The following is a 12344-nucleotide window of genomic DNA, read 5'->3' as shown; positions in this document are numbered from 1 at the left end:
AATGTACCTAACCACTGTGGGTTAACGTCCCCCGGTATCTGCAGGCTTGCCTGGCCAATGCAGAGCTGCAGTGAACTTGCTTGAGCGGGTGGTTTGGTAGTATTCACTTTAATAAATGATGGTTCGGCATTACCTTGTGTGAGTATCTTTCTCCGGCTGTAGAATGATTTTGGGCTTAATTGATTATTATTGCAGAATTCCACCACGGATAACCCGCTTGCCTGCTGCTGTTCAATAAGTGCGGTCCACTTCTGACGTGTTTTTTCCTGCATGTGTATCTCCAATAATGAGTTTGGAGATACTGTAATGAACTACGCGAGGCAGGTGAATGTGCTGTTTGCCGGACGATTACTTTCCATCGTATCTCCATGATTTTTAAAGATATGATAAGTGGACACCCCCGAATTTTTGCCTTTTATCGAGCGTGGCGCTGATGAAAAGCGTTTACCTGAGCGGCAGCCTTAGCATTGGAGTCCATTCCTGGAGTACCGCAAAGCTCGACGGCCTGAGCGAGTGTTTCCCGCCGCTTAATTAACTTGTCATAGATAACTAAATCCGCTATTTGAGACTTCACCGGGCTCTTGGGCACCATACACTGCCAAGGCCCCACCTGTTCTAGAGTGTAACCAAAGTGCATCAAACCAATAATCTCTCTGGCAGTTACCACAAAGTAGCCATTCTTATTCCACAGGTTTTCGATAATCAGCGGTGAAGCGAGACGGAATATGGCTCCGCGATGAACCCCTCCGATAATCCAGGCGTCGTTGCAGACCTTGGCCCACTTGTCCATCTGCTGGAGGTTGGCGTGCGTATTACTGTCGAAATTGGTCGACATGGGCACGCCCCGAGCATTGGCGACGGAGCCTAGCCCGCTGATGCTCCTGTAAAAATTAGTTCGCAGTTCACCCAAATCTTTCTGCCGTCCAATGAGCTGATCTCCGTCACCATTCAGGGCGCCTTCGTAAAGAGTCCAACAGTACTCAAGCACCTCCGCTCGACCAGCATCTTCGCCCTTCGCGACACTGCCGGCCATGCGGGATTGAACATCCTTCCGTAAGGGGGTATCGTTCCACTGGAAGCTGGTGATGCCGAGCGTACGCAGATCGCGCAGCATAGAGTATTTAGTATATTTCATCGTTGCTATCTCTTAGACAATATAATTATTCTTATCCGTAGCTAATCTTCACTTACGTCACAATTGGCGCTTAGTGGCGGACATCCATTGTCTAAAATTACGAGGTCAAGAAGCTGCGGGGACAGGTCTTTAATCTTGCCTAGTATTCTTTTCTCTGTTCTTATTGAAATTCAAACTTCACGAAAATAGCAGAAAATTTGTCCCCTTCCTTATCTACCATTCGCAAGCAGAAGCTTCATTACGGGACATAAGGAATTTATCTCTGCAGTTGTCTGCAAGCCCCATTTGCCCCAATATAAAGATCGCCTCCCCCAAAGTTTCAAACGTAGTATTTTGAGTTACTGCTGAAACTTCAGCTTTGGAAGCGCTATCTATACTTTTTTTCTGATTACACATCACACTCATACATAACGATTTTTCACTAGTTTGGGCTGCTAAAGAGTCAGAACCATTAAATACCTGATAGGTAACCACATCAACATCTGAAATTTCAAATGACTCACTAAAGGTGTGACTGGCCCACAAAACACACAATAAAAAAACTTTATTCATTTCCAGTCTCACATTCTACACGTTAGATACATAATCAACTGATTAAAAAGATAAAAACAAAAAAGAGCCCCCCAAAAAACTAATCTGTTGTTTTATAACAAATCAATAAGTGGATATCCCATAGTTATACCCGTTATCAATCGAAATGCAAAAATTATAAAGGGAACACCATTCATTCATGTTGCCTCTTGCTCTGGTGTCCGAGCATGCTCCTGATAAATGCATTTTGAATGGTAACGGGTATATTATAGAGTTGCTAAGTATTTAACTAACAAATTCTTTGAAGTTTCTCGATGCTAATACTTGTTCAGCAAACAAAACATCATATTTGCAGAGATCATTTTTTCTTTTCTTAGCAAGAATTGTAAAACATTGATTAATTTGGCTAATCAATCCAAATGTAACAAAATATTGAGGGTTAAATGCACCACTGCCCATGTTTTTTACAATTACATTAAACAAGTCCGCACGACCTGCGTTTATTCCCTTAAAGTTTCCAGTATAAGGTTTAAAATGAGCTAGATCTTTGCAGTTAGCGTGTTCCATAACACTGTTTGGGAGTAATTCCTAGCCAAACGGCGAACTCTTTAGCACTTGCAAACGTTTGCCCGCTACCTATTGAAGCGACGAAAGTCGAGGCATTGATATAACCGATTCCAGGGATGCTTAATAAAATTTTTTCTAATGGATTCTCTTCAATTTCTTTTAAGGAAAAAAATTTTGGACACCCAAAGATTTAAAACCTTAAGCGGCTGGTACAGCCTGAATCAATATCTAGATGCCCCCGATCTCTACACTAAGGCCTCCATTGTCGACTTAGCAGATGCAATGATATTTTTAGGGTTAGCATCGCTTCTGTCTACCCCTTGGACAGGTACAACATTTATATCTTTGAAGCCCATAAAGCTTAATATATGTTTAAGATAGGGCGTTTGGAAATCCATTTTTTTAGCAGCTTCTGCCTGAAAATCCATTCCTGCACTGCTGACGATTATTGCCTTTTTTCCCTGCAGTAACCCTTCAGGACCATTTAACCCGTATTGAAAAGTCAAACCGAAACGGCAGACCTGATCTATATAAGCTTTCAGCAGAGAACTAACGCTAAAGTTATGCATAGGTGAGGCAAGTACAACAATGTCTGCGCCCTTGAGTTCTTCTATCATCGCTATGGAAGGAGCAACAAGTGCTCTCTGCGTTTTTGTGAGTTCTTCATCGGCTATATAAAAAGCTTCCTGCGTAGGACCGTCAAGCAAAGGTGCCGGAGTTTTAGACAGATCACGAATTATAATTTCGCAGGTTTCCTGCTGATTGAGCAGCTGCTGAGTGAAAAAGTCAGCTACCTCGTTGGAAGTTGAAGTCTCGCCCTTTGGACTGGATTTGATAACGAGTACAGTTTTTTTGTGCGTTGAAGAGTTCATAAGATCACCTTTGAGCTAATTAGATAATTGGAATAGCACAACGATAACCAATCGAGGAATAAAGAAAAAGCAGCATACAGGCAAAGTTCTATTGTCTTTTTAACAAAAATAGAGTGTAATTATGCTTACCTTAAAGCAAATTCTGACGAATTATGGACAAAATACGCGCATTACGTTATTTTCGGCGAGCAGCTGAACTCAATAGCTTCACTGATGCGGCTAAGGAGTTCAATGTACCAGCCTCTTCTATTTCACGGCGCATCAAGGACCTGGAAAGTGAGTTAGGTGTTGAGCTCTTACAGCGTACCACCCGCAACGTAAAAACTTCCGAGTTAGGCAGCGTCTATTACAATATGATAACCGAGGTGCTTCAGAAACTGGATGATGCCGACGAATTGATATCCCAGCAGCGGGATTCTATTAAAGGCAGGATCCAGATTAGTGTAGCAGCCTCTTATGGAGAAAAAATATTGTGGCCGGTTTTGCAGGAGTTTCAACACAAATATCCAGACATTATTCTAGATTTGGATTTCTCTGATAAATTGGTGAATTTGAATTTTGATTCTGTGGACATTGCAATTCGCTCTAGTCGTGCGCCTAATGAACGAGTTTTAGCTAAGCAGCTGGCCAGTTCTGCGTTAATCCTTGTGGCTACGCCAAAGTATTTGGCGGAGTTGGAAAAACGATTTGGGAAAAAAATATTTACGGTAGAAGACATTTCAAACTGTGCAGTTCTGCAGTACCGAAGTTCCAGCGGAGCGGCTCCCTGGTGGCAGTATAATGAAGGTGAGTGGGAAGAAATTTCAATCACACCCGTAATGTGCAGTAATAACGGGACATCCTTATTAGCCTCCACACTAGCCCATAAAGGCCTGTCAATATTTCCTCTGTGGTGGATTCAGGAACACCTGAAAACGGGTGAACTGGTTAAGATTCCAACAAATTCAAAGATATCCAGCGATAAGTCAGGCGATTTGGACGTATATATTTTATACCAGAAGGCCAAGTATCAAATCCCTAAAATCAAGTGCTGCGTGGATTTTATTATGGACCGTCTGTGCTGAATTCAGAACTAAAGACTTAACCACGTCGGTTTCTCCTAAAAAGTTTTACACATTTATGAACAAATACAACATTGTACGAACTTACTGAAAAATTTAACATATTCTGCTCTAATTGAACTCGTTCTTATAACTAAGCTAGGTTATTAGATCAGTTACATCAGACATTTCAAATACCCCCATGGTATTCCTCAGTTCTGACATAATATCTTTTACCTTAGGTACTGCAAACCTTTCTAAATATGACATTTCAGCACGGAAATATTTATTGAAGACACGACTCTTTTTGGTGACTTTTACCCTTAATAATCTAGGCTCTCCAATACACCTTAGATTTTGAATTAAAGGCATTAATTCAGCATCTGTTTTTGATCCTGTTATCTGCTTTATAAAAAAGTAATTATCGCCATTGTTTCGAGTTCTTAACATCGCAATAAAATAAAGAATCTCATTGGGATTCTCTTTATTTATAAACTCAATTTTATCAGTAACTGCGTTTCTAAAAGCATCTGTCTCCATAAGAGTAAGCAGGTCATCTGTACTGCCGTTTTTAATAATAGGGATGTGTGAGCTTTCTGATATTGCAATATTTTTTATATATCGGGAAGAACCATGCCTTGCAGTTATTCCATGCGGCAGATGAATATTATTTGCAAATATATTTCTTAATACTCGAGAAAAACCATAAATTTCATTTTTATAACCTATTGGTTTTATGCTGTTTATATTTTTATGAATGAATTCTCTGATCACTTTTCGCCCATCATGATCAGCAGCTTTTCCTTCAATACATAATCTATATTCCAGATCACTATCTTTACCGATAATATAATACGGCTGATATCTAACGCCTTTATCTCCATTGCCCGGCAGATCGACAAGATGTATTAACACCTTATCTCCGGCTTTTATATCCAGCACCTGTGACAGCTTTATTTTTAACCCTCTAGTTGAGATATTAACAGTAGTACAGGGAACAAATTCACTTAGTGAATGTGCTTTATTTTGTATTAACAGATTCATATTACATAAAAATCTATCTTCCGTTCTAAAATCATTCGTTTCTGCGATAACATCCTGAATATCAACTGGTTTAGATGATTCTTCTAAGATGTAATGAGATAGATTAAAGTCATTTTCTTGTTTATCGGAAGTATCGTTCAAAAGATTTAGATGCTCGATAGAGTCAGTAAAATCACTTAGCACAATCATTCTTTTTAATACTTTAGAAAGTGATTTTGCCTGTTCAATCGGCTGCTGGTTCATATTTTCAAAAGCTTCTCCCGCGGAAGACGGAAGTGAACTTGAAACATGATACTGCTCTTCAGGTAATGTTGTATTGCCGTCAATCCGGTAGAGTTTAAGGTGCTTATTTTTATGAGCAATTCTTGCTACTCTTTTAAGAAATCCATTGCAGATTAGTTCCTTACAAGGTATCGCAACATAATAACTTTCACTGTTCTTATCCTTGATCGGCATTAAAAACAAATAATCATAAAACCTTTTTCCTGAAGAGATTCTAGACTGGATTGACGGCAAGAGACAAAGAGAATGGAGGAAATCATTATTCTCATTAGCATTGCCGAATAATCCTATAGTTGAATTATTCGGTGTTTTAAATTGAGCAGCAGGAAGCCAGAGATCATTTTGTTTAAAAAGAAATATAGGAAGCGAACTTAGTCTTGTAATAATAAACTGTTCAGATGCTTTAACCTTTACAGCATTGACTGTATTTCCAACAGGAAGATTATTGCGCTTTTTCTCTGCTTCAAAATAACTTTTAGAAAAAGCAATAAACTCATCTTCTACTTTTGAAAACTGATTGCTGTGATAATGGAGGTTAAAATATACGTGGTCATTTTTTTCAAATGTATTTTTTATTTCATAGGTTATAATCACACGCTCAGAAAACTTAAATTCAGCTTCAATACCGTGCATCCAGATATGAATCAACCCGCTTGTTCTACGTATGTTTTTCTTAGGTATTTTTATTGATAACCCTGCGGCAGATATATTCGTTGTTATGGCGTCGATTGCAAAATTATTAAATACATTCGGAGTCATCTTTTTCGGGTTATTATAAAAAATGCTGACTTTCTTAACGAAATACAGTCTTTCATTTTTTCGCTGGAAAAACTTGGTTAAATATATCTTTTCTGTTTTAGGGAGAGTATTAACTAAAGCATGCGGATTTAATTTATATCTTTTCTTTGCTTTCTGCATGATATGTTCGTAGACGCCAAGTGTGTAACTGCCGTCATATCGACTTATTTCATTTTCAAATTCATTTTTAGATATATCATCAAGAAAATGGGATATCCCCTTGTAAATAAATTTTTCACAGCTGTCTTTAAAAAAAAAGCGAAGATCAATAACACGCTGAACCTCTTGAGAGAGATTTATAATTTCCATTTTTATCTGAAATCTATTAGATGCAGTTGCATTTGCCGTGAGCTCTTGAATTTCATTTTCAAGTTCAGGGTTATTAAAAGCATGTCTCAGCTCCATAATAACATCCCCAAAATCTTCCAGATCTTCCTTGCGTATCATATTCTTCACTATTTGGGTGAGAATACCTCGAGTTTAAGTCGAAGAGGTATCACAGCTCTTGGTAAGTTTGAAATTAATGAATTAATCATCAATGGTATAACATGCAAGATAATACATCTGTATCGACGGTCACAATCGTGTGATGTTAGAACTTGGATAAAAAAAACCACAAAAGGTTAATTTTGAAGTTTCATTTAAATATAAAGCATTCGTTATAGTTTGTTGTTTTACTAGAGCCCATTACATCATCGTCATGGCCGAAATATGTAACAAATGGATATCCCAAGCTTTTTACTCTAATGAAAGTGTCTCGGATTTTAAGGTGTGATATTCTTTCGCTTATCAAAACATAATGTAAAAACTGAAACTAGGAGGTGCCGATCATGTATTTAAATCTAATTAATAACTCACAACTTTGGTGGCAAAATGGGAGCAGACTAACTTAGTTTAACTCAGCCTTTGTCGCCGCTTATTAAAATTTTAATTGGTGATAAATCATGTACAAAGAACTTAAAAATCTAAACCAGAAACCAGAAGTTTTTCAATCTTATACTGCGGACTCATTGTGGACAGATCCGCATAGAGCAGAGCAAATGTTATCCTATCACTTAAACAGTGATATTGAAGCAGCATCTAGAAACACTGAATTTATTGATAAATCAGTATCATGGATGATTAAACATTTTGAACTAAGCTGTGAATCAAAGGTTGGTGATTTCGGCTGCGGACCAGGACTTTACAGCTCTCGATTTGCAAAAGAAAACATTAATATTACTGGAATAGATTTTTCTAAAAACTCTACTGATTATGCACAGCGTTATGCACAAGACAATAACTTAACGGTAGAATATATAAATCAAAACTATCTAGAATACAGTGAAGTAGAAAAATATGATCTGACAATAATGATCATGTGTGACTTTTGCGCTCTTAGCCCTGCGCAGAGAAAACAAATGCTTACTGTGCTCTATAATTCACTTAAAAAAGGCGGCAAGTTAATTATTGATGTCTATTCACTTGCCGCGTTTGCAGCAAGAAAAGAGTCAGCTCTTTATGAAAGAGATCAGCTTTTTGGTTTTTGGTCTAAAAAAGATTACTTTGCTTTTGTTAATATTTTTAAGTATGAAAATGAAAAAGTAGTTTTAGATAAATATACTATCTTCGAAGAAAATGATGAAAGTTATACTGTATATAACTGGCTGCAGTATTTTTCACCTCGAAGCCTGGCAGTAGAATTTGAACAAGCAGGTTTTTCAGTATTAGAATATTTTGCTGATGTTGCAGGTAGTAATTTCTCTGAATCAAATGCTGAATTTGCAATTGTTGCAGAGAAATCCACTCTCTAAATAAAAATTAAGCTCATAAAGGTAAAACGGCCTTTATGAGCTTTTATATCTAACGCTATAAATTAATATTTATAGCGTTTTTTTATTAGTCAATCTGCTTAATATATCTCAAATATGCGTTGCGAAGTCGCTGGCTGTTTTCTTCAAAATAGACAGCTGACATTCTATCACGGTTATTATATTGTCTGCTTAGGTTATGCTGTAAACCAATATCAGCCCCCAGCCCTGTACCAAGGTTGTTATGTTCTTCCCCAACACGTGTTTGGACTGCATAGGTAAATTGGTCGATACCACGAACTTGTACATATCCTGGAGACATATCACGCCACAGGGTTAGAGGTACTGCTAAAGCTAATGTTACAAACTGCTCAGATTGTGATGCATCTTCTTCTGTCGACTGCTGGAAACTAGCATCAAGCCTAACATCCCCTAACCAGTGGCTAGTGGTTAATTTAAAACCTGTATCGCCTTTTCTAAATTCTCCGGCTTGCGCTTTAAACTGCCAGTCCCATTCCGGCACCGATATTTGATAATTTCCCAAGGTGGTTGCACGATCTGCTACTACTCTTCCTTGTTCATCCAGCTCATCTTTGTATCTAAATTCACTAATCTCGAAACCCAAGCTATTGCGCCCACTCTCAGAAACCCATTGACTTTCATTGATTAGGCCCACATAACCACCATAAACGTAACCGCCTGAAAACTGGGTCATAATATTAAAAGGTATTTGAAATGCTTGATGTAATAAAACCCGATCTACTTTATTTTCGAAACGACTATTCTGCCATATTGCTCCATCATCATAATCATCACTATTTGAGACAGGTAATAGGTGACGAAAATCAACGGCAGCACCTTTCCAAAGAGGGGTGTAAATATTGGTAGCTAATGCTAAAGAGTAGTCATAGACTCCATATTCCGTTGCATCATGATGACGTAAAGCAGGTGAAAGGATCACCTGAGTACGGCCAAAGCCAGATTGTTCTTTCTCATCAAACCAGGTTACTTTTTGATAAGCAAGCTGTACATTACTGCTCTGAAACTGCAGATCTTTGCAAGCTTCACCTGTTTTAATAAATTCGCGGTAACAGTTTGCAGATGCCGTCACTTTGAAAACAGGAATATCATGAATTAAGCTGTACAACTCTATATTTTGGAGCGATTCATCAATTCCTAAATCAGTAAACAGGCCCTTGCCTGTATAGCTTGAGATAATACCTAACGCTACCCCGATACCATCAAGCTGGTTTTGGTTATAACGACGGTTCTCTAACGCAACAAAGACTTTACTGTCATTGTAAGCGATCCTTATATTTAAAAAACCTTCATCTTTTAATGCTGTTTTCAAAGCGCTGAGATTTGCAGAGTCACTTTTTTGCTGTTCAATGGCGATTAAATCTAGTGTTGTAAGATACTCTTTATTTGTAACGTCTGGTGCTTTATTAAAATCGAAACCAAGCAGCGGAATAGAAGCATTAACCGACCAGATATGCTGGTTATTATCAAAGCTGGAGTCATGGCCGGTATGAATTTGATACTGCACTGCTAATTGACTATTTAGCGGTAATAAACCTTCGGGAGTAAATAATTTTGCAGCGCTGTTAACTTGTGAGGCATCGTATTCAGCAATGAGCTGCATAAATGATAACGGCTGCAGTTCAACTAAGCCAAAAGCACCATTCATAATGTCATTACTTAGTTTCGATTTGCCATAACCAGTGCTAAGGCGGACGGGATAATCGCTAAACTCATAATCAGCAACACCATAGACTGCTTCAAAATGATTAGCTGCACCTCCAATATCTTGAACACCAACAGCTATATTGAATCCGGTGTAATCATAAATAAAGGGAAGTTGGTATTTAAAAGAGGTTGAAAGATCACGTATACCACAGCCGCTTTCAAAGTAGAGATTACAATCGTAGGTTTGGGTTACCACTCGACCGCCAACTTCCAAACCTTTAAATAAACCAACACTAAAGAAATGATTGTCAAGTTCGGCAATTTTTTGCTGGTACGGCACACCTCTGCCATATAAATAGGAGAAATCACCGCGATCCATTACTTGTGCATTAGGAGTTAATAAACCACCGGTAAAGCTTTGCGATGATAATAAATTGTCCATACCTTGTGCCTGCATTACGGCAGGAAATGAACAACAGAATAAGATTGAATAAATTATTTTAGAAAATCGCATATAGGGAAACTCAGAAATAAAATAGAAAAAAGGCACTCGAAAGTGCCTTAAATTTAGAGATAGTGATTAAGCACCTGTGGAGTCATCGGAGCCGCCGCCAGTACCACCAGTACCACCTGTTGGTGGGGTTTCTGGATCTACTGGAACTGCTGTTTCAGGATCAGGTAATGTAACCGTAACCGTTGGATCTGCAACTGAAGCATCAACTGTCGATTTAGGAATTTCTAAGAAAATAGCAGCCCCCGTTCCATCAGCCGTACTTGATGGATAAAGCGGATAGGTTGTTAATACTGTTGCTGATATTGCTTCCGCTGCAGCGCTTAATTCTGCGGCAGTTGCACTCGTATCGGCATTTAGTATTGTATCACTTAGCACTGCTGTTGTTGCCAGTAATTTTGATTTAGATGCGGCTGGTAAAGATGCGGCAGTTGCTTCGGTATTAAGTAATAAATCTGAAAGTGAAACACCGTCATTTAGAAGTGATTCTAAACCTAAGTCCGTAAGAACTTGAGTTGCAGCCGCTTCAGTATAGGGATCATCACCTAATGATTTAGCAATTAAAGTCGATAAAGGTGTCCCAGTCGTTAAGCTACCAGCAACAGACATACCTTTAGGAACAGTGTAACTAACACCTGTCATGCTTTTACCGTTTGACATATCAACAGAGTTTGTCCGTGCAACAAATAAAAGAGAGCAAGTCTCAGGTGCTGTCACAACAGTTGAAGCGCTAATATTTGCCTTACCGTATCCATCCGTCACGCCCGCAGTACCTGTTGTACCATCGGTACAAGAATACGAAACATCCATATTAGCAACAGCAGGATCGAATGCCTGCGTATTATGTACAGCTTCGCCACCACTCCCAAAACAGCCACCAAGTAATGCACTGGCGATCAATGTAGATAAAATTTTATATTTCACTTTGCTTCCCTTACTTAAGTTAATTTAAATTATATGTAAGAAATTAACGTTTAGCTGTTCTTTATAAATGACACTCACGCACTAAAAGATAATTTTGTACACTACTTTTGATATTTTGTTGGCTCGATAATCGCACATTAATTCATATGTTTCAATTAAAGAATTAGCATTATTAAAACGGCTAAACACCGTTAAAAACAGCACCTTCCGTGCTAGAACATTATAAATCTTAGATTCAGAATCTGAAATAAACAACAAATTAAATTGATTTGCTTCTCAATTTTAGATTTATTACCTATCTTTGCACGATGGGAAGTAATGACGATATATTCAAAGAAATAGCAGAAAGTAAGGACAGCCAGTGCACCGAGATAAATAACAAGAAGGTTAAACACGAAATTCCTTAGTTTGAGAAGAGGCAAAAAAGTGAGAAAAAAGTGACAAAAGCAATAAAAAGTGAGGAGAGTCAATCTATTTTGACTGAATTTGCAATTTACATTTGCGATATAACCTGTATTTTTATTTGCCTGTGCTGCACTTGAGCACAGGCAATGATATTAACTTTATAATGATTATTTTAACCGCATTTTAGCTGAATACATTTTATGCTTCTCTATAAATCTGAATCAACTTAGAAGGTCTGTTTCCTCTATTTCAATAACTCCTGCTAAGCAGAAAGTGAGAGCATACAATAGTTATTAAATCATAAGCATGCAGTCAGGGACTTGTGTTTCACGAGACTGAGTCATAATGACCTACTAAAAATGCAGCAACAATGCATAATCAAACCAGCATAAGGCAATTCCCTACTTTTCATTTGTAAACAACATGTTTGCATTATATTTAAATTTGTGCGACGGATGATTCACAGAAAACAAAGCCATGTAATTCAGATGGTTACATTACATCACCGAACACCTGGATACTTTAAAAAACAATGATGATACGGCGGGATGGTAAGAAATGGATCCCATTGACTGGACACACAACCTAGTTTCTTAAGTGATCAACCCAAGTTATGTGGCGAACCTTTGTCTTGCAAAATAAACCTGATCTGGTGTTAGGTTGTCAAGACTCTGATGGTATCGCTGCTCGTTATAAAACACTATATAGTTACTAATTTCAAGCTCTGCTTCCTTTGGCGTTTCATAAGCCTTTAAATAT

The 12344-nt window shown here is 38.1% G+C and carries 11 protein-coding genes and 1 pseudogene; 2 read left to right on the top strand and 10 right to left on the bottom strand.

The features are described 5' to 3' along the window. The 6 genes and pseudogenes from tnpA to G337_RS0117450 form a co-directional block, all read right to left on the bottom strand. Positions 1-272 (bottom strand): IS66 family insertion sequence element accessory protein TnpA (gene tnpA, locus G337_RS0117470; protein WP_028865041.1); only part of this gene is annotated, 272 nt, incomplete at its 3' end. A gap of 143 nt (positions 273-415) precedes the next feature. Next, positions 416-1135, bottom strand: a complete 720-nt coding sequence (locus G337_RS0117465; RefSeq protein ID WP_028865040.1) for a hypothetical protein — start codon at positions 1133-1135, stop codon at positions 416-418. Between the two features lie 213 nt (positions 1136-1348). Then, positions 1349-1687, bottom strand: a complete 339-nt coding sequence (locus G337_RS0117460) for a hypothetical protein (protein WP_028865039.1) — start codon at positions 1685-1687, stop codon at positions 1349-1351. Positions 1688-1951: 264 nt separating this feature from the next. After that, positions 1952-2233, bottom strand: a complete 282-nt coding sequence (locus tag G337_RS0117455; RefSeq protein WP_028865038.1) for a hypothetical protein — start codon at positions 2231-2233, stop codon at positions 1952-1954. 4 nt (positions 2234-2237) lie between these two features. Then, positions 2238-2375 (bottom strand): annotated as a pseudogene (locus G337_RS28700) (transposase); the annotation flags it as partial. A gap of 103 nt (positions 2376-2478) precedes the next feature. Then, the gene (locus G337_RS0117450) at positions 2479-3105 is read right to left on the bottom strand and encodes an FMN-dependent NADH-azoreductase (protein WP_028865037.1); all 627 of its coding nucleotides are present in this window, start codon (positions 3103-3105) and stop codon (positions 2479-2481) included. Between the two features lie 152 nt (positions 3106-3257). Between G337_RS0117450 and G337_RS0117445 the strand changes: the two genes are divergently transcribed. Next, positions 3258-4169: a LysR family transcriptional regulator gene (locus G337_RS0117445; RefSeq protein ID WP_028865036.1), complete on the top strand. Its 912-nt coding sequence runs from the start codon at positions 3258-3260 to the stop codon at positions 4167-4169. A 135-nt stretch (positions 4170-4304) separates the two neighbouring features. Here the strand turns inward: G337_RS0117445 and G337_RS0117440 are convergent, their stop codons facing one another. Beyond that, positions 4305-6716 (bottom strand): PilZ domain-containing protein, encoded by a 2412-nt coding sequence (locus G337_RS0117440; protein WP_028865035.1) that lies wholly within the window; start codon positions 6714-6716, stop codon positions 4305-4307. A 497-nt stretch (positions 6717-7213) separates the two neighbouring features. Between G337_RS0117440 and G337_RS0117435 the strand changes: the two genes are divergently transcribed. After that, complete coding sequence (locus G337_RS0117435) at positions 7214-8062, top strand: class I SAM-dependent methyltransferase (RefSeq protein WP_028865034.1); 849 nt, start codon at positions 7214-7216, stop codon at positions 8060-8062. An 85-nt stretch (positions 8063-8147) separates the two neighbouring features. Here the strand turns inward: G337_RS0117435 and G337_RS0117430 are convergent, their stop codons facing one another. From G337_RS0117430 to G337_RS26545, 3 genes are all read right to left on the bottom strand, one after another. Beyond that, positions 8148-10187, bottom strand: coding sequence for a YjbH domain-containing protein (locus G337_RS0117430; RefSeq protein ID WP_245597677.1), 2040 nt, complete (start codon positions 10185-10187; stop codon positions 8148-8150). Between the two features lie 138 nt (positions 10188-10325). Next, the gene (locus G337_RS0117425; protein WP_028865032.1) at positions 10326-11180 is read right to left on the bottom strand and encodes a hypothetical protein; all 855 of its coding nucleotides are present in this window, start codon (positions 11178-11180) and stop codon (positions 10326-10328) included. A 1016-nt stretch (positions 11181-12196) separates the two neighbouring features. Next, a partial coding sequence (locus G337_RS26545; RefSeq protein WP_037027873.1) for an integrase core domain-containing protein occupies positions 12197-12344 on the bottom strand: 148 nt, incomplete at its 5' end.

Source organism: Psychromonas aquimarina ATCC BAA-1526, assembly GCF_000428725.1.
Classification (GTDB): Bacteria; Pseudomonadota; Gammaproteobacteria; order Enterobacterales; family Psychromonadaceae; genus Psychromonas; species Psychromonas aquimarina.
The sequence above is the reverse complement of the archived record's forward strand: the minus strand, read 5'-3'. Positions and strand labels throughout refer to the sequence as shown.

Bases quoted from the DNA above. Each gene is read 5' to 3' on its own strand.
- G337_RS0117465 (WP_028865040.1), bottom strand. From the start codon at position 1,135: ATGAAATATACTAAATACTCTATGCTGCGCGATCTGCGTACGCTCGGC.
- G337_RS0117460 (WP_028865039.1), bottom strand. From the start codon at position 1,687: ATGAATAAAGTTTTTTTATTGTGTGTTTTGTGGGCCAGTCACACCTTT.
- G337_RS0117455 (WP_028865038.1), bottom strand. From the start codon at position 2,233: ATGGAACACGCTAACTGCAAAGATCTAGCTCATTTTAAACCTTATACT.
- G337_RS0117450 (WP_028865037.1), bottom strand. From the start codon at position 3,105: ATGAACTCTTCAACGCACAAAAAAACTGTACTCGTTATCAAATCCAGT.
- G337_RS0117445 (WP_028865036.1), top strand. From the start codon at position 3,258: ATGGACAAAATACGCGCATTACGTTATTTTCGGCGAGCAGCTGAACTC.
- G337_RS0117440 (WP_028865035.1), bottom strand. From the start codon at position 6,716: ATGATACGCAAGGAAGATCTGGAAGATTTTGGGGATGTTATTATGGAG.
- G337_RS0117435 (WP_028865034.1), top strand. From the start codon at position 7,214: ATGTACAAAGAACTTAAAAATCTAAACCAGAAACCAGAAGTTTTTCAA.
- G337_RS0117430 (WP_245597677.1), bottom strand. From the start codon at position 10,187: ATGGACAATTTATTATCATCGCAAAGCTTTACCGGTGGTTTATTAACT.